The organism is Oscillatoria sp. FACHB-1407, from assembly GCF_014697545.1.
Classification (GTDB): Bacteria; Cyanobacteriota; Cyanobacteriia; order Elainellales; family Elainellaceae; genus FACHB-1407.
Genome location: NZ_JACJSA010000006.1, coordinates 138,990 through 163,669, shown reverse-complemented (window position 1 = coordinate 163,669; position 24,680 = coordinate 138,990). Strand labels below are relative to the sequence as shown.

Annotated in this window: 23 protein-coding genes and 1 tRNA gene; 7 read left to right on the top strand and 17 right to left on the bottom strand. The window is 49.6% G+C overall.

What is annotated here, in order from left to right:
* Positions 1–47: 47 nt before the first annotated feature.
* Both H6G89_RS12175 and H6G89_RS12170 read left to right on the top strand, forming a co-directional pair.
* On the top strand, positions 48–2,294 hold the full coding sequence (locus H6G89_RS12175; RefSeq protein WP_190506466.1) for a helix-turn-helix domain-containing protein: 2,247 nt from the start codon (positions 48–50) through the stop codon (positions 2,292–2,294).
* A complete protein-coding gene (locus H6G89_RS12170; RefSeq protein ID WP_309229812.1) occupies positions 2,278–3,726 on the top strand; it encodes a DUF1802 family protein in 1,449 nt (482 codons plus the stop codon). Before H6G89_RS12175 ends, H6G89_RS12170 begins: the two co-directional genes overlap by 17 nt.
* Positions 3,727–3,921: 195 nt before the next feature.
* Here H6G89_RS12170 and H6G89_RS12165 read toward each other — a convergent pair whose 3' ends face one another.
* The 3 genes from H6G89_RS12165 to lysS all read right to left on the bottom strand — a co-directional run bounded on the left by H6G89_RS12165 (position 3,922) and on the right by lysS (position 7,352).
* A complete protein-coding gene (locus H6G89_RS12165) occupies positions 3,922–4,509 on the bottom strand; it encodes a DUF3172 domain-containing protein (protein ID WP_190506464.1) in 588 nt (195 codons plus the stop codon).
* 255 nt (positions 4,510–4,764) lie between these two features.
* Positions 4,765–5,760, bottom strand: a complete 996-nt coding sequence (locus H6G89_RS12160) for an L-lactate dehydrogenase (RefSeq protein WP_190506462.1) — start codon at positions 5,758–5,760, stop codon at positions 4,765–4,767.
* 95 nt (positions 5,761–5,855) lie between these two features.
* Entirely contained in the window at positions 5,856–7,352 is a 1,497-nt protein-coding gene (gene lysS, locus H6G89_RS12155; RefSeq protein ID WP_190506460.1) for a lysine--tRNA ligase, read from the bottom strand.
* Positions 7,353–7,446: 94 nt separating this feature from the next.
* On the opposite strand from lysS, the gene H6G89_RS12150 reads away from it, so the two are divergent.
* A complete protein-coding gene (locus H6G89_RS12150; RefSeq protein ID WP_190506458.1) occupies positions 7,447–7,590 on the top strand; it encodes a hypothetical protein in 144 nt (47 codons plus the stop codon).
* A 128-nt stretch (positions 7,591–7,718) separates the two neighbouring features.
* Here H6G89_RS12150 and H6G89_RS12145 read toward each other — a convergent pair whose 3' ends face one another.
* Positions 7,719–8,546, bottom strand: coding sequence for an ABC transporter permease (locus H6G89_RS12145; RefSeq protein WP_190506456.1), 828 nt, complete (start codon positions 8,544–8,546; stop codon positions 7,719–7,721).
* A gap of 231 nt (positions 8,547–8,777) precedes the next feature.
* Between H6G89_RS12145 and H6G89_RS12140 the strand changes: the two genes are divergently transcribed.
* Positions 8,778–9,416: a hypothetical protein gene (locus H6G89_RS12140; protein ID WP_190506454.1), complete on the top strand. Its 639-nt coding sequence runs from the start codon at positions 8,778–8,780 to the stop codon at positions 9,414–9,416.
* 174 nt (positions 9,417–9,590) lie between these two features.
* The gene (locus H6G89_RS12135; protein WP_190506452.1) at positions 9,591–9,728 is read left to right on the top strand and encodes a hypothetical protein; all 138 of its coding nucleotides are present in this window, start codon (positions 9,591–9,593) and stop codon (positions 9,726–9,728) included.
* Between the two features lie 161 nt (positions 9,729–9,889).
* Here the strand turns inward: H6G89_RS12135 and H6G89_RS12130 are convergent, their stop codons facing one another.
* The 9 genes from H6G89_RS12130 to H6G89_RS12090 form a co-directional block, all read right to left on the bottom strand.
* The gene (locus H6G89_RS12130; protein WP_190506450.1) at positions 9,890–10,483 is read right to left on the bottom strand and encodes a glyoxalase-like domain protein; all 594 of its coding nucleotides are present in this window, start codon (positions 10,481–10,483) and stop codon (positions 9,890–9,892) included.
* Between the two features lie 77 nt (positions 10,484–10,560).
* Positions 10,561–11,706 (bottom strand): aromatic ring-hydroxylating oxygenase subunit alpha, encoded by a 1,146-nt coding sequence (locus H6G89_RS12125; RefSeq protein ID WP_190506447.1) that lies wholly within the window; start codon positions 11,704–11,706, stop codon positions 10,561–10,563.
* A gap of 70 nt (positions 11,707–11,776) precedes the next feature.
* Entirely contained in the window at positions 11,777–12,310 is a 534-nt protein-coding gene (locus H6G89_RS12120; protein WP_190506445.1) for a VUT family protein, read from the bottom strand.
* 9 nt (positions 12,311–12,319) lie between these two features.
* Positions 12,320–12,862, bottom strand: a complete 543-nt coding sequence (psbP, locus tag H6G89_RS12115) for a photosystem II reaction center PsbP (RefSeq protein WP_190506442.1) — start codon at positions 12,860–12,862, stop codon at positions 12,320–12,322.
* A 109-nt stretch (positions 12,863–12,971) separates the two neighbouring features.
* Entirely contained in the window at positions 12,972–13,253 is a 282-nt protein-coding gene (locus H6G89_RS12110) for a hypothetical protein (RefSeq protein WP_199336681.1), read from the bottom strand.
* Between the two features lie 303 nt (positions 13,254–13,556).
* The gene (locus tag H6G89_RS12105) at positions 13,557–13,946 is read right to left on the bottom strand and encodes a protealysin inhibitor emfourin (protein WP_242059917.1); all 390 of its coding nucleotides are present in this window, start codon (positions 13,944–13,946) and stop codon (positions 13,557–13,559) included.
* Positions 13,947–13,981: 35 nt separating this feature from the next.
* On the bottom strand, positions 13,982–15,070 hold the full coding sequence (locus H6G89_RS12100) for a M4 family metallopeptidase (protein ID WP_190506440.1): 1,089 nt from the start codon (positions 15,068–15,070) through the stop codon (positions 13,982–13,984).
* 343 nt (positions 15,071–15,413) lie between these two features.
* Positions 15,414–16,412 carry an NAD-dependent epimerase/dehydratase family protein gene (locus H6G89_RS12095; RefSeq protein ID WP_375539690.1) on the bottom strand — a complete coding sequence of 333 codons (999 nt, stop codon included), beginning with the start codon at positions 16,410–16,412 and terminating at the stop codon, positions 15,414–15,416.
* 136 nt (positions 16,413–16,548) lie between these two features.
* The gene (locus H6G89_RS12090; RefSeq protein ID WP_190506438.1) at positions 16,549–18,255 is read right to left on the bottom strand and encodes a DUF3352 domain-containing protein; all 1,707 of its coding nucleotides are present in this window, start codon (positions 18,253–18,255) and stop codon (positions 16,549–16,551) included.
* A gap of 158 nt (positions 18,256–18,413) precedes the next feature.
* Here H6G89_RS12090 and H6G89_RS12085 point away from each other — a divergent pair, with 158 nt between their 5' ends.
* Entirely contained in the window at positions 18,414–19,430 is a 1,017-nt protein-coding gene (locus tag H6G89_RS12085) for a lipid kinase (RefSeq protein WP_255519404.1), read from the top strand.
* 167 nt (positions 19,431–19,597) lie between these two features.
* Here the strand turns inward: H6G89_RS12085 and purE are convergent, their stop codons facing one another.
* From purE to H6G89_RS12070, 3 genes are all read right to left on the bottom strand, one after another.
* Positions 19,598–20,134: a 5-(carboxyamino)imidazole ribonucleotide mutase gene (gene purE / locus H6G89_RS12080; RefSeq protein ID WP_190506437.1), complete on the bottom strand. Its 537-nt coding sequence runs from the start codon at positions 20,132–20,134 to the stop codon at positions 19,598–19,600.
* Between the two features lie 117 nt (positions 20,135–20,251).
* The gene (locus H6G89_RS12075; protein ID WP_190506435.1) at positions 20,252–21,037 is read right to left on the bottom strand and encodes a TrmH family RNA methyltransferase; all 786 of its coding nucleotides are present in this window, start codon (positions 21,035–21,037) and stop codon (positions 20,252–20,254) included.
* Positions 21,038–21,185: 148 nt separating this feature from the next.
* Positions 21,186–21,269, bottom strand: a tRNA-Leu gene (locus H6G89_RS12070).
* Positions 21,270–21,479: 210 nt separating this feature from the next.
* On the opposite strand from H6G89_RS12070, the gene murA reads away from it, so the two are divergent.
* Complete coding sequence (gene murA / locus H6G89_RS12065) at positions 21,480–22,862, top strand: UDP-N-acetylglucosamine 1-carboxyvinyltransferase (protein WP_190506433.1); 1,383 nt, start codon at positions 21,480–21,482, stop codon at positions 22,860–22,862.
* Between the two features lie 63 nt (positions 22,863–22,925).
* Here murA and H6G89_RS12060 read toward each other — a convergent pair whose 3' ends face one another.
* Entirely contained in the window at positions 22,926–24,569 is a 1,644-nt protein-coding gene (locus H6G89_RS12060) for a tetratricopeptide repeat protein (protein WP_190506431.1), read from the bottom strand.
* Between the last annotated feature and the right edge of the window lie 111 nt (positions 24,570–24,680).

The window sequence follows — 24,680 nt, the reverse complement described above, 5'->3', positions numbered from 1 at the left end:
CTAACTTCCTTCATCTTTCTCCCTAAACTTTCAACCTAGAGGTATCTATGTCTGTGCAGTCTTCCCTAGAGGAAATCAACGAAATAATCAAAAGCAATAATCCATTTGATGGACGATTGGTTGTAAAGTCTCAACAAGTTTGGGGAGAAGAGTTTCCTGACGTTCCGTTATTACACGCTCATGCGTCTAACAGAATAATTGAAATCATAGAAAAGATGAAGTCTGGTAATCTTTCAACCTTTGGAGTAGCTCTCCTTGCACCTAAAGGTATTGGGAAAAGCCATGTTTTAAGTCGAATCCGTCATCATGTACAAGAACAAGGAGGTGGATTGTTTGTCTATATGTGTGAATATGGAAATCTCAGCCATATTAAACAACAGTTTTTACAAGGGTTAGCAGCCAGTTTAAGAAAACGAGGAGCTTATGGCGTGATGCAGTGTCAGGAGATTGCCACTGCATTAGTAAAACAAGCTCTACAAAAAGATTTTACTCCTCAACAATTGGTCAACCAATTTCACAGAATTTTAGCTAAAAACCCTAAAATTACAAACCAACTTACTGAGAAGATTTTGCTTAAAGTGGATGTTAGCGATCCTAATATTATTCAAGCTCTTGTATGGACTCTTTCACCAACCCATGCTCCTTTTGCAATTAATTGGTTAGCCGGAAGAGAACTAACACAAGCTCAGGCTGAAGTGATGAATTTGCCTAACTCTACTCGTGAGGACAAGGAAGTTTCAGCGTTTGACAATGCATACGAAACTTTAAATTTAGTGGGTCACTATATGACTCCAGTAATCTGCTTTGATGAGCTAGATGGAGCAGAGTTTGGTGATGAAGATGATTGTTATAACGCAGGTTATACAAGAGCACAGATAGTTGCTAATCTGGCGAAGGATTTATACAACAACTTAAAGAAAGGACTAATTGTTACCTCAATGTACCAAAGTACTTTCACTACTGAGGTAAGAACTCTTTCTGGAGCTAATGCTGTTGAAGATCGTATTGCTCAAGAAACTATTGAACTAAATACTCTGAAGTCTGAGGAGACAATTGAGTTAGTGTCTGGCTGGTTGGAAGATTTTTATGCTAGGTATGGTTTGACTCCTCCCCATAAAGTTTATCCGTTTGATGAGAAGCACCTCAAAGAGATTGGTTCAGGAGCAACGATTAGAGAAGTCCTACGTTGGTGTGCAGATAATTTTGGAACAAGTATTGACGTAGGAGAGAAAATCGAGCGAATTTACCAAGAAACTGAAGAGAGCATTGAAGATTTTCTCGAAGACAACGAAAAGATTACAAATGCACTTACCTTTGCATTCAGCTACCTAAAGAACCAAACTCTGGAAAATGTAACTATTGAGGATTTAGATAAGGAAGTAGTACCTAAATCTGAAAATAAGGGATTTATCAAGTTTAAGGTTCTTGGTAAGGAGAACAACCAGGATGTCAAGATTGGAGTTTCTGTGTTGCAAGATGCTCATGGCAAAACAGTGAGTGCAGGTTTAAGACGTCTCACGCAGTACCAAACATTCAATATCACTCGTGGTTGTTTAATACGTTCAAAAACAATTGATGAGAATTGGGATGCCTATAAAGAGCTTCAAAAACTTCTTAAGGAGATGGGTGGTGAGTGGATTCTTTTAAAGGAAGAAGAAGTTAGACCTTTAATTGCATTAAGGACTATTTCTAGAGAACTAGAAAATTATGGCTTTAAGGAAGAGCAGTTCTATCAATTTATTGATCAAAATCGTCTTATTCTCGATAACCCACTGATTCGAGAGATTCTTAGCGATCCCTCAGGGCAAATTCCTGATGAAGCAACTGATGAAGATGCCGTAATCAAAACTTTAGAAGCTGTATCTGAACCCTCTTCTGAAACTTCTTCCGAGGATGTCGCTGATTTAGTAGAACAAACAGTTGCTACTCCGGAAGATACAAAGCCAGATTTATCTCAGCTATCTAAAACTCAACTCGCTACATTTGAGTTACATCAGCAAGGTTCAACTCTTGGAAGGATTGCTCAAAAACGTCGCCTTAGTCGTAGTACAATCACTCGCCATTTTGTCGAAATGATTGAAATGAATCAGGCAATTAATCTAGATTTATTAGTACCCGTAAGGCGACAAGTTCAAATTAGAAAGGCGATCGAAAAAACTAGTAATATCTCTTCTTTGAGGAGTATCCGCGAACATTTGAGTGACAGCTATACCTATGACGAAATTCAGCTAGTTCGAGCTAAGTATCTCTTAGAGAGGCAACTAAAGGAACAACAAGGTGATATTGCAGGATAATTCAGTTCTAATTTCAACTGCTCTCAGTCTACCTTCAATTGAAATTAATGCTCTTATTGAAGGGAGAACAATAGTCTGTAGCTCCAAGATGTTTATTAAAGCTGGACGAACATTTGCTTTATGTCCATCAGAAGTTGATGTAAATTTATCAATTAAAGATTGGTATCATTCAAGTTTGATTGCTTCAGATAAGTCTGTAAGTATAGATCTAAGTACACCAAAGAAAACAGTTCACGCATGGGCAGAATGTGAATCTTGCCAAATTATTGACAATACTGCTTCACTATCAACTCTGTCCAAAATGACCGTTTGGACTGTAGAAGCTTTGAAAGCACTGTTATCTCAACAACAGCGAATATTTCTAGTTCATTTACGTGTCTATAAACTACAGCCAATAGTTGAGGTTTTACTTAAACAGAAAGGACAGTTTGCTATTATGCAAAATCCTATTTCTGTAACTAGGATCTCACCCGTTTTAGATGAGAAAACCTTTGCTCAATGCAAGCAAAAAATTCTTGAGCTTAAACCATCTCCATATCCTGAATTAGAGAATTTACAGGAAGAACTCTCTAAAATGGGTCACTCTTATCCATCAGCTAAAGAATTAGAAGATGACATTAAGTCATTTTTAGGCTTTGCTGATTCACATAAGAAAATAAATTCAGAATTGGCTTGGATTGGAACTATTACAGATTTAGGTAATCGTAGTAAGGAGCAAGATACTGGTAAAAGTAGCTATCAAGCAGGAACAGATTTTGAAAATATAGTGCGCGACAGTCTTATATTTTTGGGCTTTACTGTTGATGAATCCCACAAAGGTGGTGCAGGAGGGTTAGATTTATTCTGTTCAAAGCCTTACTCTTTAGTTGGTGAATGTAAAGCAGGTAGAAAGATTCCAAACGATACAGCTGTTCAACTCTTAAATCTTGGAACAATCCGTCTTGAAGACAAAGAAACTTTCAACAAATCTGCAAAAGTAATCATCGGCCCTGGTGAACCCACCGAACAATTAAAAGAAGCAGCTAAAAAACACGGTATGGCAATCATCAACCCTTCAACCCTTGAAAAACTCGTTAAGCTTCATCACGACTACCCGATTGACCTATTCAAGCTCAAAGCCTGTCTCGTCGGTGGTCAAGCCGATGATGAGGTCGAAAAGTTTATTGAGCGAAGTATCCAAGCAGCGAAACTAAGATCTCATGTTGTTCAACTTGTGAAACGTCTCCTAGATAACTCGCATTATGACGATGTGGATCTTGACCAACTTCATGCAGTTTATGGTTTTGACAATCCACCTCAGTCCTTAAATCGAGAAGAACTAAGTGAGATTTTGGTTGAACTGTCCTCTCCTCTTACAGGCTATTTAGGGCGAAGAAAAGGCAATGATGGGCGCGATCGCTTCTATTACCTACGCGATTTACCTGTTGAGTGAACAACCGCAGATATTAGCTAAGAGCAAACAGATCTCCGACTTTTTGAAAAAGTCGGAGATCTTCATGGATGAGGGCGATCGCGTGTTTGTCATTGATAGGGGCGATCGCAGGAGACCATTAAACAACAAAAAAGGCGAATCAACTTCGCCTTTCTGAATTCAAAATCTTAGATTGTTAGCCAAACTAACTCGACCTTAGAAGCGATCGGTTTCAGGAGGAGACGCACCAAACCCAGGTTGATTCAAGAACAGGTTTTGAGCCGCATCATTCTGGTACACACAATCTACCTTCGGATTGCCCGTACCCACCTCAATATCTCCCGTAAACGCAAACGTATTCATCCGTTGCCGACACTGGTTCACTTGTTGCTGGTTAATCAGGTTCTTACGCTCCAACACCGCCCAGTTCGTATTCCGCAGGACGCAACCCGGTTCCATCCGTGGTTGAGACACATACACACTAAACGGGTTCAAGGTGACAAACGCCCGCATATCCATCGTGATCGCACTGGCTCCAAACTGCTGACACAACTCAGGGTTAGGGGCACTGCGGTCAATCACCTCACGGGATGCCACATTCTCAGGGCTAAAGCTAGCCGTTGAACTAAAAGCAATCCCAATACCAATGCCCAAAATAAACACGGCCGCAATAATGGCAATGTTGACATAATTAAATGCCGAACTTAGGGGCGATCGCCCTCCACCGTTAGAGGGACGCTCTACATCCCGATCTAGAGGAGGTCTTGAAGGCGATCGGGGAGGTGCTTTTGGTCTACGTCTCATAGTGATATGTCTTGCAATTGAGAAATCGCTTTACAGCAATTGAGTTGACTATAGCATTTTGGACTCTGAGTTGAGGGATGAGAGAAGGGAGAAGAAGGAAAAAAGAAGAAGGAAGAAGGAAGAGGGAAGGGAGTTGCAGTTAACTGATGGTGGGAGTTAGTGGTCAATGGTGCTAAGTGCTAAGTGCCAAGTGCTAAGTGCCAAGTGCTGAGGGTTCAGTAACACCCCACTCCCTACTCCCCACTCCCCACTCCCTCACAGATCAAGCTGCTCAATCACCTGTTTCAACGTCTGCGCTGACTGCTGCAACTGAGCGTGTTCGCGATCGCTCAAACTCGTTTTCAACACGCGCGTCACCCCCTGACGATTGACCACCGACGGTAAGCTCAAACAGACATCCTGCAAGCCATTCACACCATTCATCAAACTGCTCACCGTCAATACGCGATTCTGATTGCGGAGGATGGCTTGCACAATCTGCGTCACCGCCAACCCGATCGCGTAGCTGGTGTAGCCCTTCCGTTGAATAATCTCATAGGCAGCGTTTTTAACCTGCACAAACACCTCTTGCAGGGCAGCCTGGTCTGCATCTGGATTCTCCTCTGTAGCTGCCTCATACAGGGGAGTGCCCGCCACATTCAAACGACTCCAGACAGGTACTTCACTGTCGCCATGCTCGCCAATCACATAGGCGTGCAAACTGCGGGGGTCAATCTGCAATTTCTGCGCCAGCAGATAGCGAAACCGGGCTGTGTCCAACACGGTGCCCGACCCGATCACCCGTGACGAGGGCAGGTTGGATAGCTTCAATGCCGCATAGGTGAGAATGTCTACCGGATTGCTGACCATCAATAGGATGGCGTTTGGGCAATGCTGCACAATCTCAGGGATCAACTTTTTGAGCAACTCGACGTTGCGCTGCACCAGACTCAAGCGACTTTCTCCCGGTTTTTGCCCAACTCCAGCGGTGACAACCACGATATCGGCTCCCGCTCCATCGGCGATCGCCCCTCCTCTCACAGCAGTCGGCTCAACAAACGGCAAGCCATGCACCAGATCCATCACTTCGCCTTCGAGCTTATCTTTGGCGACATCCACCAACACCATCTCGTCCAGCGTGTTCTGAATCAGCATCGAGTAAGCACACGCCATCCCCACCTGACCTGCCCCGATAATCATGCCTTTGCGGGGGCGAATCGGGTCAATTTGCAGATCCGAGGACGGGTGTGCAACAAAAAAATTCTCAAACATAGACACGCCCCACAACTCCACTGGAATCCTAGCGCGAGGTTGGGGCGATCGCTACACATTACGGCTGGGACATCGCCGTTGGCAGATTGTCCCGATTAAACTTCGGGTTTAAGCAACGGGAAGGCAATCACATCGCGGATGCTGGCAGAATCCGTCAACAGCATCACGAGGCGATCGATTCCCATGCCCATCCCTCCAGTGGGCGGCATCCCATATTCCAGAGCCGTTAAGAAGTCCTCATCGACTCCCGGAGCTTCTAAATCACCTGCTGCCTTACGCGCCGCTTGCAACTCGAAGCGTTCTCGCTGGTCAATGGGGTCGGTCAACTCCGAGAAGCTATTGGCGGTTTCACGTCCCACCATAAACAGCTCAAATCGCTCCACCAATCCGGGCTTACTGCGGTGGGGCTTGGCTAGCGGTGAAATTTCAACCGGGTAATCGATCACAAACGTCGGCTGAATCAGCGTTTCCTCAACCTTTTGTTCAAAGGCTTCGTTCAGCACATGCCCTACACTTTCGCAGTCCTTCGCATCAATGCCTGCGGTTGCCGCCGCTGCTTTAGCCGCATTTACCGTATCAAATTGAGTGAAGTCAATCCCAGTCTTTTCCTGTACCAAGTCGTGCATCGTCACCCGTCGCCAGGGTGGGGTGAGATCCACATCCTGCCCCTGATAGGTAATCTTGAGTGTCCCCAACACCTCTTGAGCCGCATAGACAATAATGGCTTCGGTTAATGCCATCATGTCGTCATAATCAGCATAGGCTTGATATAGCTCAATCGTGGTGAATTCAGGGTTATGGCGAGTTGAGATCCCCTCATTCCGGAAGATCCGTCCCATTTCAAACACTTTCTCAAAGCCGCCCACAATCAACCGTTTCAGGTGAAGCTCGGTGGCAATCCGCAGATATAGCTCCATCTCCAACGTGTTGTGATAAGTGATAAAGGGACGCGCCTCTGCTCCCCCTGCTTCTGTCATCAACACGGGAGTTTCAATCTCAATAAAGCCCTGCTGATTCAGGTAACGGCGAATCGCTGCTGTGATCAGTGCTCGTCGCCGGAAGGTTTCCCGTACTTCTGGGTTGACGATTAAATCGACATATCGTTGCCGATAGCGTTTCTCTACATCTGTCAAGCCATGCCACTTGTCGGGCAGCGGCAACAACGACTTAGTCAGCACGGCGTATTCAGCCACGTAGACTGACAGTTCGCCCTTTTCCGTACGGCGAATCGACCCCTTGACCCCTAAAATATCACCCGCATCGGTGAGTTGCTTCAGATGCTCAAAGGCATCGGAATCAGTCTCCGCCATGCTTTCCTGGATTTTTTTCTTATCCAGATAGAGCTGAATCACCCCAGTTTCATCTTGCAGCGTAAAGAAAGCCAGTTTGCCAAACACGCGGCGATTCATAACCCGTCCGGCGATCGCCACTTCAATCTCAACCTCTTCCCCATTGGCGAGGTCAGCATACTTTTCTTGCAACTCCGCTGCATGGTGAGTCACATCCCATTTGTAGGCGTAGGGATTGAAGCCCAGTTGCTTAAGTTGATTTACTTTTTCGAGGCGAGCAGCACGCAATTCGTCAGACGACATAGGAGGAAAGAAAAATGAAGAACGAAAAGAGAAGAATGAAGAACGAAGAGAGAAAAGAGAAGGATAGCGGGTAATGGTCAATTGATGATTGTCGGTGGTCAATCGTCAGTCGTCAGTGGTTAATCGTCAGTCGTTAATCGTCAATCGTCAGTGGTTAATCGTCAATCGTCAGTCGTTAATCGTCAATCGTCAATCGTCATTACATCAGATATTTAATTGTCACGCCCCACAATGTTGAACTACAGACCATCAACTATTGACCATTAACTATTAACTCTTGACCCCTAACCATTGACCATTAACCATTGACCATTGACCATTGACCATTGACCATTGACCATTAACCATTACCCACTGACCATATACCTAATCCTGCTGGTGAGCAAACTGATAGGCACCTACCGCAGAAAGGGCGATCGCGATCGTCAACAAGATAGGAATGCTGTACCAGGGAAATTGAGAGACGGGTAGATAGGCAGCTGCCCGTAGCCCTAAACTGCTGTAGGTAAGCGGCAGGATGTAGACAATTCCCTTGAGCACGAGCGGTAAGGTTTGGGGATCAAAAAAGGTTGCGCCTAAAAATGACATCGGCACAATCAAAAAGTTGTTGAGCAACCCAACCCCTTCTAGCGATTTGACATTCAGCCCCACAATCACACCCAATCCGGCAAACACCGAGCAGTTCAATACCAGGATCAGTAGAAAGAGCGGATTCAAAAAGCTCCAAAATTGACCCGTAAATAACACCGCCACTAAAATAACCGAGGCAGAGGTCATCAACCCCCGCACCACACCCGCCAACATCTTGCCCAAAAACAGTGCCAGGGGGTGAACGGGCAGCAGCAAAATCTCCTCAAAGGTTTTGGTGTAGAGCCGCTCTCCACAAATGGAAAATGTGGTGCCCCCAAAGCTGATCGTCATGGAGGACAGAGCCACCATCCCCGGTAAGATGAACTGCAAGTAATTCTCACCCGCAGCAGGTTGAGCAACAGCATCCAGGGCACTGCCCAACCCTAAGCCAAATGCCAGAATATAAATCAGCGGGGACACTAAACCGGAGGCAGCCACTTGAAGAATGCGAACTCGCAGGTCGAGCCAATCTCCCCAAAAAACAGTCAAACTATCAGCCAAAATGCCTTGAATCCTGGAGGCACGATTGGGTTGACGCAGGGGCAGGGATGGTTGAGAAGTCACGGAATAATACAATTGCTTAACAAATCACCTTCATCATTTTGGCATCTCTTGTTCGGGATTTGTTGGTTTTTTACGGCTTCGGCGAAACCTGACAGGTTTGAGCAAATTTCTACAAAAACTCTGCGGATTGTTTACGTAACGATTGCATAGATCGATGTAGTGATTTTTGGGGCATCCTAATTGCAATCGCTTCTCTACACCTTCAATTAAAGCGTTCACAAGAACCTGCTAATGAAAAAATCATCTCTTCTAACGTCGCTTCTTCTGATTGCGACCTTAACCATTTCCGCCTGTGGTAGTCAGACTGCCGAAAAACCCCCTACTCCGACAACGGCAGCTTCTCCAGCTTCTCCGGCTCCTGAAGCATCGATCGCGGCATCTCCTAGCCCCGCCGCTGAAGCATCTCCTGAGGCATCCCCTGAGGCTCCTGCTGCCGCTGAAACAGCTGAAACCTACCGCGAAAAGGATGGCTTATTTGAAATTTCCTTCCCTGAAGGCTACACCCATCAGGACACTGGCAGCGGCGTTGCCTTTGTATCTGGGGATCAGGGCTTTGGTGGCTCGGTAGACTTTGGCTCGGCTCAGGGTAATCAACTCAACAACACTCAACTTGAGGAAGCCCTAAAAACAGAATACGAAAAGCGGTTGGAGCAAGTCACCTGGCAAGGCTCTGAAGAACAACCCGACGGCAGCGTTCGGGTTGATTGGGTTGGTACTGATCAGCAGGGCAATGAACTGGATGCTGTTAGTTTTGTCGAACAACGAGGCGACAACATCTTTATTCTGAACTTGTTTGGCATCAACAAAGCCTATCAAGATTACCAACCTGATGCAGAGGCGATCGTTAGTAGCTATCGCGTTCGCCAGTAGTCATCACTAGTACAGCAAAAATAAGTTTTGAAAGGGGTGAAGGGGTTCCACCCCTTCTTGGGGGCGAAGCCCCCAAACCCCCTTACATTGCAGAACTTTGTGTTCGCAACACTAGTGGTCATCAGGTATAGCCACAGGACTTACGCAGTTAACGTCGGTTTAAGAGTCCGGCGAATGAATTCGCGGCTACTAGAACAAAGTCCGCCGACGCGGACTCCGGAAAATGCAGGATTTGACGAACCGACGCAGGTCGGTTTTGCTCCGATAGCAGCGGTTTCAACCGCCAAAATCCTTATCCCGAATTCACGTTAGTTAGATCCCCCAAACTCTCTTAGAAAGGGCTTCCGAAATGCTCCCTTCTAAGGGAAGCTAGGGGGAATCAAAGTTTTAGGCGTCAAGTGCGTAAGCCCTAAGCCACTTAAAAACCCCCGATGGCTCAAGCCATGGGGGGTTTTTCAATCAGAGATTTGCAGTTAGCTATCGACTTCAGCCATTTCAATAACGCGACCGTCAAAGTCTTTTACCAGAAAATTGAGGGGTTTGTTGCGGCGAATTTTGTGTCTGACACCACGAGTTTGAACCCGCATCAACACCTGTTCCAGGCAGTCGTGATCAAAGCAAACATGGCGTTGACGGTTTTTGTCTCCCAGGCTCGCCCCTGAAATAACGTGCAGTTGAGTGTTTTTCTTGAGTTGATACCACAGCCCATCCGACGCATTCGAGCGTTGAGCCGTGGCGCGTCCAAAGTTGGCGGATGACATGTAGAGCGGGTCAGCCCCAACCGTGCCCAGGGTTTGCTCGTAATCGTAGTAATAGTGCAACGGCACATCGGCTACGGGCAGGTCGAGCATCCCTTCATAGAAATCTCTAGCAATCTCAAGGTCAGACACCATCACAGTGTGAACCTTGGGAGCACTGGTGAGAAACATCCACATTGCCCCCGCGTAGGCAACCAGCAGCATCACCATGATGCCCTGAGTTGAAAGCAAGCCATCTAGAGGGATCGAAGGCAAAAACGAGGCTAAAGGTTGAGGAATGCTGATAATATCCAGGTTTGCTAAAGTCATGAACGCCAATGGAGAATGACAACCGCAGGACAAGTAGGACAGTTGGGGGCGATCGCCCCGTAGCTCTCCTAATGCTACTAGTGTATCAAGGGTAAATCAGTATCATCTAAATGTCCCAGTGCTTTTAACACTTCTCGGTCAATCTCTGGCAGTAAACTCTCTTGTGGCGAGTAGTGACCGGGGACGTAAGCGCGAGAGCGAACCCCCAACTGCATTGACTCACAGAGTTGCCAATCTTCGCGATTTACGGTGTCCCAAAAGTGGACGATGTCGCTGGGGTCAAAGTCTGGTTGGGCGATCGCGTCCGGGGTAAACAGCCATTCGCAAATAATCGTTGTCCGGTCAGGAGACTGGGGTTCCAGACGGTGAGCCATGACGAAATCGGGCTGCAAGCTGAGCAATAGATTCGGAAAGATGAAGTAATAGTAGGCGCGTTGCAGGTCATCGCCCGCCACCTCACCCACTACAGGAAGGGTACGCCTGCCGCTGGTGCTGAGACTGGTGTAAGTAGGGGCGATCGCCATGGGCCCCCCAAGAAATGCCCCCTTGTAGAGATCATTGGCACTGCTACTGGCAGGCGACATCTTGACGAGAGCCGGGTGAACGGTAGGGCAGTGATAACACTCGGAGTAGTTTTGCACCAGGATTTTCCAGTTGGCGTGCAGGGGATAGTCGATGCGGTAGCCCCGCCGCAGAGTGGGAATCTGCCATTGAGAGAAGCGATTGAGCAGGGGAGCAAACGCTTGCTCAAAGGGTTCTGGATAGTCAGATAGGTTGACAAATAGAAACCCCTCCCAGGTGGCGATCGCCACAGCTTTGAGAGCGTAATCCTCCGCATCAAACCCCTCCACCTCGCTCATGAACGGGGCTGCAACCAATTCCCCGGTTAAGGCGTAGCCCCAGGCATGATAGGGGCAGCGAATCGTGCCAGCGACATGTCCCGTTGCATCGCTACAGAGGCGCACTCCCCGATGGCGACAGAGGTTGTAGAAAGCCTGGATGGCTCCGTAACGGTTTCGCACGAGAATCAGGCTTTCGGTGCCCACTTGTCGGGTGATGTAGTCTCCCGGTTCTGGCAATTCTTCAGCCCGACCAACACAAACCCAGCGACGGTAAAAGATCCGCTCGACTTCCTCAGCAAAGATGGCCTCTGAGGTGTAGTAATGCCCCGGCAGGGTCTTAGTTCCCTGCTGGAAGGTATCCGTCGTTTTGTGGAACACCATAGGTCGCTGCTGGATAGGGATTGATTCAAATTTCTCAAACCCGCCGTCGGCGTTTTGTATCAGACTGCACTTACGGATTATCGCTAGATGTCTCGGTGGCAGGGGTTGTTTCTCGCGCCTTCCACAGAGCACTGATAATACCGATCGCGTATTTGACAATAATCTCACCAACAAACAGCGAGAGGATTTCCCGGGTCGAGAGCACGCCCAAAAAGGCGATCACCCCAAATAACATCGTGTCAAGGGGAATGCTAACCGCATTTGAGGTAGCGACTCGAAACAACCAGCGTTTTTGCAAGAGGTGCTGATAAATCTCGGTGTCTACCCCTTCGGAAATCAAAATGGCGGTGAAACTTGCCAGAATGATGCGAAAGGGTACTTCTAGATAGGCACTCATGAGAACATTGGCGATCGCCGCGACAGCAATCGTGCCATAGACCCAACGCCGACCATAGGCATGGAGGCGATCGCGCTGGGTAAAGGTGAGTCCAAAGATAAAGGTGCCGACAGCAACCTGCCCAAACACTGGAAAGTGGATAAACCAGGTTGCTGTGTAGTTTGCTCCTAAAACGGCAACGATGTAGATGAGAGCGGAAAGAATCATGAATCTGGATTAGTAGACCGAGAAAGATTGCACAACCGAGCGGAAGACGGGTTCTTTCTTTGCCCACCGTCGCTCACTGGTGGAGAGATTTAAGGTGAAGAGCTGCCCCCGGCGCACAGCAACGCTGGCGTAATTGTGGCGTTCCTGGCTGTTGGCTAACTTAACCGCGTATTCCAGCAGATAGTAGGTGATGCCATCCACATCTCGCGACTCAGCACTGATCAACTCAGCTTGACGACCGGAATCAGGAGGGGCGATCGCATTTTTGGAGAGACGGTATCCCACTTCGCTGGGGCTACCCAAATCTTGCAGTGTTTTGCCATCGGGCACGGGGTTGATCACAACGCTGACATTTTCGGTCATCTCGATCAGGTCGTGAAACACGACATCAGGACCATCTGAAACGTTGACCTGCACCCATCCGTTTGGATACAAGAACTGATACCCATTGATATTGTTGGCGTAGCTTGCCAAACTTGCGGCGACTGAAACACAGCCCTGCAAGCTCAAACTCAGCACAATTAAAAGCACTGCTGCAAGTCGCTTCAGCATGTCTCAGATTCCTTCTTCCCAGGTTGAATACCGCTCCATTCTCCCATTAAAGGGTTGGCAGTGGTATTGGAGTCATGGGGATTCCTCAATCATTGGAATCACTAAAAGACTATTGCAGATCCGTCCAATCGGGACATGCATCGCCCTGCCAACCATAGGGATGGTAGCCACATACTAAAACCGTACGATTGGCTTTGCTGTAACCGTAGGCAATGCCATGATAATGAACACATCCCTGGCAGGGTTTAGGTCGAGACGCTGTGACATCATTGTGAAAACCAAGCTGCGATCGCAAGATGTGTTGTTTACTCAGCGCACGATGCCAGCGCATGTGGTCGGCTTTGCGGAAATAACTATTAGCCAAGCTGGATGGGTCTTGGGCGGTGTCCATAAAATGTACCCACAAGAAACAAATGAGGTGATACCCAGACTGAAACCGTCGCCAGTCGGGGAGCGGGCGGACAAGAGGGAAGCACTAATTCGAGTTTAAGCGGCAAAGGGGCGAGTCATACACCCCTATTGGGGTAGTTCTACCAAAAGCAGTAGTTTTCTTAATCTTTCTTAGTCAGACTTGGTGGTGTTGATGACACGCCAGGTGACAATCAGGGCGATCGCCAGATAGCCAAACACCGCTAACCAATCCAAGACAGGGGCAAGAGCAGGATTGTACATCAGATCACCCGTTAGACCATCCTTAACGACGACGAGCAGCAGCGGTCAACCACTGCACCAGGGGACGCAAGCCAGCAGGCATGGCTGACTCGCTGACCGATACCGTATGGTGTTGACCATTATCCTGCACCGTGATCTGGTAATGGAAGCGATCGGGTTGGGGAGTATCAGCGATCGCCTCTGGCAGTCTAAAGAAATCAGCAGCATTGACCAGTTGGCGCAGGTGTTCCGCCTCAGCCGGAGATAGGGTTACCGTGTCTACAGTTACCACGAGTGGAATGCCCGTAAACCCACCGCTGCGCTCCATAGATATCTGCATGGGTGTACTCTCCTGCTGATGATCCTGTCGCGGAAACCATTTCGCATCGTCCAATGAGGTCAAGACCTGCCCTACAGATGACCATAGCATCATGCCACTAGAGCGTAAGAACAAACGGCGACTGCAACTCACCGACTAACACTCCGGAGTACACCAACCTGTTCCCATGCCGTGCGAACCGCTTGCTGCTCTGGGCTGTCTGCACCATATAACTCACCTGCCACGGTGATCGTCGCTGTTGCGGCTCGTCTGAAGTTGGCTCGTGACCGCAGGCGATCGCGCAAGGTGATGTACCAGATGCGTCCTGCTTTTTCCCAGGCATAACCGCCGATCGCCACCGCTGCCAGATAAAACGCTCGATTGGGAATCCCGGAGTTGATATGAACCCCGCCATTATCTGCTGTGCCGCGATAGAGGTCATCTACATGACCCGGTTGGGGGTCTTGCCCTAAGACGGGGTCGTTGTACGCCGTGCCCGGTTCTTTCATCGAGCGAATGCCTACCCCCTGCACATTCGGTGTAAACAGTCCTGCGCCAATGATCCAATCGGCTTCTTCTGCCGTTTGATTGAGCGATCGCTGCTTTACCAGACTGCCAAACACATCGGCAAATGACTCATTTAACGCACCGGGTTCACCGTAATAAATCAAATTCGCTTCGTACTGAATCACGCCATGGGTCAACTCATGACCAATCACATCGATCGCCCTGGTAAATCGCTCAAATAACTCCCCATCGCCATCGCCATACACCATCTGGCTACCATCCCAAAAGGCGTTGGCATAATCAACCCCGTAATGCACTGTAGAGTCGAGTCGTAAGCCGCGATCGTCAATGGAATTGCGTTCAAACACCTCGGCGTACAAATCATAAGTGGCTCCCGCACCGTCGTATGCCTCATCAACCGCTGCATCTCCGGTCGCTGGATCACCCTCTCCTCGAACTAACGTCCCCGGCAGGTCAAACTCATTTCGAGCGTTAAACACCGTGCGTCGCTTTTCTCCGGCAGGCACCGCGAAAGTCAATGTGCCAACTGCCTGCCGTCGCCCGCGAAATTGTTCCGAAGTAATCAAAGTTTGAAATGCCCAATCCCGTTGTCTTTCATTGCCGTGTCTGGCAATTGATTCAGTGATGTGAGGTGGCAAAATGCAGCAAATGGGGCAAACGTGAAAGTGACGTTGGAAGCCAAGCCAACCAGATCGTAAGGGTTTCAACACGCCATTCCCCCAGAGTATTGTTTACGGTTTTTTAGCCCTTACTTCTATAGCACCAACTTTCAATGACTAACATCTTTCGACAGAGCGTTGCTAAATGGGGTGGGGTGTGGGGAGGAAAAAAGGATAAACGATGAAGGATAAATAGCGTTGCTAAATGGGGTAGAAGGTGTAGGGAATGGGGAGTAGGGAGTAGGGAGTAGGGAGTGGGGAGGATATGTTCAAAATTTTGTGTCAGTGCGGGCATCTTGCCCGCGTATCCTTTTTAAGGTATTGCACGACCGAGACGATCGCCCCAAAAAATACAATCCTCTTTCCCCTTCCCCTTCATCATTCCTTTCCTTGCTTACTTCCTGCCTTTGGTTCGCTGTGGCAAATTCACTCCACTCACCTGAAATAGCTCAGTCAGCGTGGCACAGTAGGGCGTCAACCCATAAGTAGCAGGGCTAATGGGATTTTGATACGTAAAGTGGCGATATTGCAAACAAAACCGATCCCATGCGGCAACCTGAATGCGAAACACATTGATTAAAAGTTCTGTCAGTTGCTTGGTCAGGGGAATCCCAAAATAGACCCGCGTTTTGAAGTAGGCACACAGTTCTCTAACGGCTTGATTAACTGTCAGGGGAGGATTTCCGAGAATGAGTTCACGCGAGTCATCAGGTCCAGGGGGATGCTCTAGCAGATGCAAGACAACCTGAGCAATGTCATAGCCGTGCATAAAGTGAAAACTACCCTCTGCCCTTAAGAAGCGAGCCAACTTTCGCCATTTGACAATCTCAGGAATCCCTGCCGATAGATGAGAGTAAGGCTTATTGCTGTCGCCGCCAAAGACTAGGGTCGGAAACAGGGTCGTAATGCGGGGGGCGATCGCCAGTTTTGACAACTGCTGATGACACATATATTTTGAGCGAATGTAATCAGTGCCAAGTTCGCCCGCTTGCCGTAGAGGTTGATTATCCCGCCCCAAAATACTCGCTGTAGAAAAATAAATTACCTGTTGGCACACATCGGGGTCGAGCAGATTCATCAGGCGAATCGTCTTGACCACATTGACATCAAATACCTCCTGAGTGCCTCCCCATGCTGTTGCCGTCAAAATGGCACTGTCCATTGTTTTTAACAGACGGCTATAACGTTCAATCTGCCGCAGATCACCCTGAAGAATCGTGATGCCGGGACGGGCTTCATAATCAAACTGAAGCTTTTGAGGATTACGAACCAGCAAAAACAACTCATGGGGAGTATTGTGAATCAGCCCATCAGCAATGTAATGACCAATGCAACCACTGGCACCCGTGAGCAAAATACGTTTGGGATACATTGTGTCGTGCCAGTTGACCATGGGGGGTTAATACACCGATGAATGAACAGAATCTAGAGAAGACATCTCGATTCTGGACAGTCTAACCCCTAAGGTTGACCGTTCACAATCCACAAGTGAGGGGGTGGGAAGTGGGGAGTAGAGGAGGAGAGACTTCTTATTCTTCCGGCGAAGGAAGTGGGCGAGCGTTCTCCGTTTTACGCATCAGCACTGAAATATCAAAGCGAGTACTGGTTTCACGTTGAATTGCTGCCTTAACTCCAATCGCCCGAATGGCTTTAGCATAGGCTTCTCCATTCTCAGGCAGGTTTGGAATGGGCAGTGATCCACTCGTGCCCAGGAGTTGCTCCAGATTCAGGAAGAAGTAGCCACTGCTAGTGTTGCGATCGCTCTGTGTCACTGATTGAAACAGGGAATTTTGGCTCAGGCTGGTGTTGGGCTTGGGCAAGATGGTTTCGGCGACGGGTGCTCCGATCGCCAGAAATGCCACATCTGAACTCATCCAACCGCGTGTAACGGTGAGCGAGGCAAATGGAGATACCCACTGCACCACAGATTCCCCCTTGAGGTTGGTTTCCTTGACCTCAAACTGATAGCGATCGCCCATGACGTCATCGAGTCGTTTTAGGGCAGCGTCAGCTTGAGTGCGATCGCTGGCTTTGACCATAAACACCACCCCTGCCGTCCGCACAGTACTGCTTGGAGCAGGGTCAGCAATCAATGCCAAACTAAACTCGCCATCCATCCACGCCAACAAATCTTGATCGAGATCCAGCCCAGTAGTGCTTTGAATGGCGTCTCGCAGGATTGCCGGGTTGCTTAAGCTTTTAGGGTCAGCCACCGGACCCTGGCTAAACTGCTGCCAAAACTGCTGTAAGTTTGCCCCTGACATCATCATCAACGTTTCTTCGGGCAGCAGGGTAGGCATATTAGTCGCCGTATTGTTGACCTGATATCGTTGTTCGCTATCCTGAGGCAGCCATCCGGCTCCCTGAATCTGAATTGTGTCCTCCTCCAGCGTCACAGTGGCAGCAATACCTTGATTGTTCTTAAGGGGGCTAAACCCCTGCGTGGGAATGGGCTGAATCGTGTTGGTGGTAACAACCTCCCGTGCCACTGGAGCATTCACATACACCCGCAAGAATGGGTCTGTTGCGGCTACATCAGCGATCGCCTGCCGATAACCCGGTGTATCTGCCACCGACTCGCCGCCGCGATGGGTATCAATCATTCGCTCGATCGCTGCCCCATCCTCACTGATCACCAAAAAGCGGTTATCAACGACCGTTACACTTAAGTTACGCCCGTCCACCTCCGTCTCGCGAATCTGTGCCCCGTTGTAATCACGCACCGTCCAGGAGCGTTCAGCACTGTCCTGAGCCTCTGACAAGACAGCTTGCGCCTGCACCACATCGTCAATCGGCAAAATCAGCACCAATGTTTGAGCATTCTGCTCAATCGGATCTGGTGTTTCGGGGGCTTCCGATAGATTCGTCAACACTGCCAGCGTTGCCTCTTCGCCAATCCAGGGCTGTACATCGCGGTCATAGCGATAGCCATAATCTGTGAGCAGGCGATCGCGCCACTCCGCTAACCGCTCATCCAGTTGCTCTTGAGTTTCGGGCGTACCAAACTGGCGCAATTCTCGCCATTGCTCTGTGTCGGTCGAAAAGGACACGGTCATCAACGCATCCTGCGGTACCAGATCAGACCCTACTGGCAAACTGGCGATCGCCGGACGCCGTTGAGTCACCACCCAATACGACGCTAAACCCCCTGCTGCTAGGGCGATCGCTGCTCCAACAGTGATCATTGCAACGCGAGTCCGTTTTTCAAAAAAGGTTGAGATTCGATTCAGAGGCATAGGTTGAGACTCCGGAATAGGCAGCATCGTCAGCAACGACTGCCACTCTAGCAAAAAAGGACACCAAGGCTGTGTTTGCTAGAAATACTTTGAAGGGAGAAAGGGGACAACGTGCAAAAGGCAGAAGCAGACAAGCGCTAAAAGAGTGTTCTCAACCTTTGACGACTCCTCAGGATCAACACCAAAATATTGATTGTGAAACGGTGCGTTACGCTAACGCTAATGCACCCCACTCCCTACTCTCCACTCCCACTCCCACTCCCTACTCCCCACTCCCTGTTCCCTATTCCCACTCCCCACCCGTGACCCAACGCGCACTGCTCCTGATCAATCCCTACGCTCGTCGTGGTGAACAAACTCGCCTACAGGTCATTGAATGGCTAAAAGCGTTCGATATGGAGTTTATAGATGTCCCGATCGCCGACCCAGCCAAGATATCAGACCTGATTCAGACATACCGTGATCGAGTCGATCGGGTGATTATTGGCGGCGGAGATGGCACGATGAATGCGGCGATCGCGGGTTTGTTAGCGACTCAACTGCCACTGGGGGTGATTCCCCTTGGAACTGCAAACAACCTTGCCCGCACCCTCAAACTACCGCAATCCCTCGAAATGGCTTGTCGGGCGATCGTTCAGGGAAAGACTCAACTGATCGATTTGGGATGTGTCAACGGCAAGTACTTCTTAAACGTTGCGGGGATGGGCATTAGTGCCGACATTAATCAACAAGTCGAGGATAATGTGAAGCGGCGTTGGGGAGTGTTTGCCTACGCCATGACGGCTCTGCGAGTCATCTCCCGCTATCGCAGATTTACCGCTGAGATTCGCTGTAATGATCAGTCGGTGTGGGTCAAAACCTTTCAAATTACGGTGTGTAATGGACGGTATTATGGCAGCGGTCTAACCGTCGCTGCGGATGCGGCGATCGACGATGAGCGGCTCGATCTGTGTAGCCTGGAAGTACAGCACTGGTGGCAGGCGATCGCGCTGATTCCAACGTTGATGCGAGGAGAATACGCTACAGGTCAGCGCATCCGCGTTTTACAGGGCCAGGAAATTGAGATCTACACCACCAAACCACGTCTGATCGACACCGATGGAGAAGTCAGTTCCCGAACCCCCGCTTACTTTCGAGTCATACCCAAAGCAATCTCAGTTTTTGTGCCGGATTGAGGGCAAACAGAAAATCGGGAGATGAAACACTTAATCTCGCGTCAGGTCGGTTTAAGATTCCGGCGAATGAATTCACGTTAGTCTCGGTATTTCACCAAGGACACGCGGCGAAACTCAGTCGAGCCGCAGACTTCATTTTTCTTTCTTCAATCTTCCTTCTTCAATCTTCAATCTTCCTTCTTCAAATACCGTTGATACCCCACTTCCTCTAGCGTTGCCTGTTTTTGCATCACCATGTCAGTCAGACTCTGGCGATAGGCTTGCACCTGTTTTAACAGGTCTGGGTGGTGAGTCGCGAGAATTTGCACTGCCAGCAACCCAGCGTTTTGGGCATTGCCGATCGCCACAGTAGCTACAGGAATTCCGGCAGGCATTTGCACGATGGAATAGAGCGAGTCAACCCCCTGGAGATGGCGACTGGGCACAGGAACCCCAATCACCGGTAGTGGAGTCAACGCTGCTACCATTCCCGGCAGGTGGGCGGCTCCTCCGGCTCCGGCAATGATCACTTTTAACCCACGCTCATGCGCTTGCTTGGCATATTCAACCATGCGGTCAGGAGTGCGGTGAGCCGAGACGATCGCCACCTCGTGAGGCACTTGAAACTGCTCACAAATCGCGATCGCCCCTTGCATGGTTGGCAAATCAGAGTCACTGCCCATAATGATGCCAACGGCTGGAGTTTCAGATTGTGTATTAGTCATTCGTCAATTGTTGCTGGTCATTTGTTTTTGGTCATTTAGTGGTCGCGATGAGATTGAAATTTTGCTAGAGCGATCGCTCCTACACCCTACACCCTTACACCCCTACACCCTACACCCTTACACCCCTACCTCCCGCTGTCGCCGTGCTTCGTAGAGAATGACAGCCGCTGCGATCGCCACGTTGAGCGACTCGACCCCAGCCATCAGAGGAATCGTAACGTTGACATCGGCAAGAGCCGCTAACTCGGTGGTTAAGCCAGCCCCTTCATTGCCCAACAAAATCAAGCTGGGTTGCTGCCAGTCAATCTCCCAGTAAGGTGTTTGGGCAAAGGGGAGGGTGGCGATCACCTGCCCCCCCAATTGCTTAAAGCTGGTAACGTCCTGTTTTAGGTCAGCACTCACCGCCATGGGTAGACGAAACCACTGACCTGCGGTGGCTCTCAACACCTTGGGATGGTCTAAATCGACGCTATCAGCACTAATCCACAACCCATCTACCCCGACGGCTGCCGCTGTGCGAATCAGCGTCCCGACATTACCAGGGTCTTGAATCGTTTCTAACGCTACTCCCAGTGTTACTGGAAAGGTGGGCGATCGCGGCATCAACCGTGCTACGGAAGCGACGACTCCATCCGGTTGAACTGTAGTGGCGATCGCCTGCAACACTTCGGGGCTGACGATCTCTGCCCGACCTGCCTGTTGAGTCGCACGCTCCCACAGTTGGGTGTGCTCTTCCAGCCAATCAGAGGTGCAACAAACCGTCGTTAGAGGAATATTGACAGCACAGGCTTCCTCCAATAGGTGGGTGCCTTCCAGAAGCGATAGGTGCTGCTGAAGCCGTTCTTTGGGGCGGTGCAGCTTTCGCATCTGTTTGACAAGCGGGTTCTGCAAACTCGTGATCAACGCACCACCAACGATTTAAATTTTTTACAAAAATCTACAAATGTATAAGCAGATTTGACCAATCCATCATCATGATTGATACAACCAGAGGACTCATCTCACCTGCTATGCATTCTTAAACGGAGAACAAAAGTCACACCGTGTAGAATGCGGAACCCGGGACTTGAACCCGGAAGTCTTTGCAGACACTAGAACCTGAATCTAGCGCGTCTACCAATTCCGCCAGTTCCGCATCAGCTCATTCAACGCTGCGATTTCCCATCATCTATCAAGCGATCGCATCAGTCAACTACTTTAGCAAGGAAATTTGCAGCTTGAGGTTAATGAATTTCTAGCTTATTCTTCCTAAGATACGATTCGGGCTTGGATTTGATTTAGACATTTAGCCGCTTTCCGGTAGAATCAAACCAAATTTTGAAGTTATTAGGAACTATTACCCACTTTGGAGGACAAACCTATTACTCCCTCTCCTAACCTTCCCAATTCCAATGCCGCACCCGAAGAAGACAAGTCTCTCATGCATATTTGGGGTGGCGTACCACTGCAAGGGCAAGTCAACATTAGCGGTGCCAAAAACTCAGCCCTGGTCATTATGGCTGGAGCTTTACTCTGCCCTGATGACTGCCGCATCCAAAACGTTCCCTCGCTGGTGGATGTCAATCGGATGGGGCAAATCCTCTCAGCCCTGGGAGTAAAGGTAGAACGTAAGGGCGACGCGCTCCATATGAACGCTCGCCATTTGCACCACTCCAAAGCACCCTACGAACTCGTCAGCCAACTCAGAGCCAGCTTTTTTGTAATTGGTCCTTTGTTGGCTCGTCTGGGCGTTGCCCGCGTGCCTTTACCGGGTGGCTGTGCGATCGGGGCTAGACCTGTTGATCTACACGTTCGAGGCTTGCAAGCCATGGGGGCAGATGTCCACATCGACCATGGCACTGTTCATGCCTCGGTCAAAGGCACGAATCGGCGACTCCAGGGAGCACGCATCTATCTGGACTACCCCAGTGTCGGGGCAACTGAAACCTTGATGATGGCGGCAACCTTAGCGGATGGTGAAACCACGATTGAAAATGCGGCGCAGGAGCCAGAAGTCGTGGATTTGGCAAATTTCTGTCGGGCAATGGGAGCACGCATTCGCGGCGCAGGAACAAACACCATTATCATTTCGGGCGTTCCCCGGTTGCACTCCACCGACTATTCCATCATCCCCGATCGCATTGAGGCAGGTACATTTCTCGTGGCAGGAGCGATCACCCGCTCTGACCTGAGCTTGTTTCCGGTTGTGCCCGACCATCTAACAGCGGTCATTGCGAAACTACGGGCGATCGGTCTGCACATTACAGCAGAGACTCCCAATCGTCTCCGCATCACCCCCGGTGAGCACCACATCGCAACGGATATTGAAACGCTGCCCTATCCTGGCTTTCCCACCGATATGCAGGCACAGTTTATGGCGTTGTTGACCCTAAGCGAAGGGGACAGCGTCATCACTGAAACCGTGTTTGAAAACCGTTTGCGGCACGTTGCTGAGTTAAACCGCATGGGAGCCGATATTCGTGTTAAGGGCAACCACGCCATCATTCGTGGAGTGCCTCGACTATCGGGTGCTCCGGTTGTGGCAACTGACTTGCGAGCCTCTGCTGCACTGGTGCTGGCTGCCCTCGCCGCTGAAGGTAAAACGACCATTCAGGGACTGCATCACCTCGATCGCGGCTATGAGGACTTAGGCGGCAAGTTGCTCAAGCTCGGTGCAAAGTTGCAGCGGGTCGATGACCCGGAGGCTGATGCACCTGTCATTCAAACAGTTGCTCCAGGGCAGGTATAGGTTTAATAGTTTAGGTTGATTGCTGAGGGACGCGATTAATCGCGTCCCTCATGTTGCCTGTGTCTATTTCATCTGCTGCAACGCTTCTGTCACCTGCTCCATGACCCCTGCCCAATCGCCGGGATAGCTCTGACGAAACAGTCTCATCGTAGGATACCAGGGACTATCGGTGCGATCGAGCATCCATCGCCAATCGGGAGCGTAGGGGAGGAGCAACCACACGGGTTTGCCCATCGCCCCAGCAAGGTGAGCAACGGCAGTATCTACCGTAATGATCAGGTCGAGTTGATTGATAGCTGCCGCTGTATCAGCAAAATCGTTGATCTGGTCGCTCAGGTCTTGAATTTGCGATCGCCACCCCAATTGCTCTAGCTCCTGCTCTGCGTCTCCTTTTTGCAAGCTGTAGAGGCGAACATGGGGCACCTGCAAGAGGCGTTGAAAGGCAATCAGCGGACAGGAGCGACGACGAGCGGGATATTTAGCAATGAACTCATCCCTCGCTCCCCAAACGATGCCCACTGCCAGAGTGTTATCCCGCTGAAGTTGGACTGAGGACTGGGCAGGAGCGTGAACATAGGGCACAGAGGCAGGAATACTGTCCAAACGAGTCTTGAGCAACCGTGGCAAACTCATCATCGGCAGATACACATCAAATTGCGGTAGCTCTGCCTGAACGGATACCAGTTGACTGATTCCAGGCACAGTGGCAAACAGACGTAACAGCGGTTCCTGGCAACTGACGATCACATAGCCCCCAAAACGAACGAGGATACTGACATAGCGAATGAACTGAATCGTGTCACCAAATCCCTGTTCTGGCACCAATAAGATACGTCGTCCCATTAACGGGGAACCATCCCATAATGGGCGGTTCAGGCTGTAGGGATTGGCTTGCTTCTCGCCCCAGCGAGCTTCATACTGCGTGAAGCCCGTCATTAAGTCTCCTGAGAGCAAGTAGCTCATCCCCTTTGATACCTGTGCCTCGTAATAGTTGGGGTTGAGGGCGATCGCCTGGTTGTACGCCTCAATCGCCGCCTGGGGCTTGCCCTGATCCAAAAACACATTACCCAGGTTGTAATAGGCTAACGGAGTCGGTTTGAGCGCGATCGCCCGTTGGTGATAGTAAACTGCCTCGTCTAAGGCTCCGGCTTCCCGCAGGGCACTGCCCAAGTTGTCGTGTACTTCGGCAAAATCCGGTGACAGCGCGAGTGCCCGTTCATAGACTGCGATCGCCTCTTCTGTCGCTCCTTGTTGGCGTAACACCACACCCAAATTGTTGTAGGCATTGACGTAATTGGGATTCAGTGCGATCGCCTGTTCATAGCAATCGATCGCAAACTTGGCTTTGCCCTGGTCTTGGAAGGCAATTCCCATGTTGTAGCAGGCATCCACATGACGGGGGTTCAGGGTCAAGACTTTGTAGTAAGTGGCGATCGCCTCGTCCAATTTGCCCTGCGCCCGATAGACATTACCCAGATTATTCAACGTATTGGTGTCGCTGGGTTTGAGCTTAAGAACCCGCTGAAAACAAGCGATTGACTCCTCAAACTGATTCAGTTGGCAGGCGGTGATCCCCAAGAGCAACAGAGCATCAATGTGATCTGGGTATTGTTGTAAGGTCTGCCGACACAGACGGGTTGCCTCACGATATTGCCGTTGCTGATAAAGCTGAAATGCCGCTTCAGTAGAGTCAGAGGGTGTAGTCATGCCATTCCTAAAAACTCGTTAAAAAGTGCTCCAAACCGCCGTCACAAATCTAAACCTTCAATAAACTCTGACGAGTTCTCATTCAGCCTCTTACAATAGGCGTTAAACCAT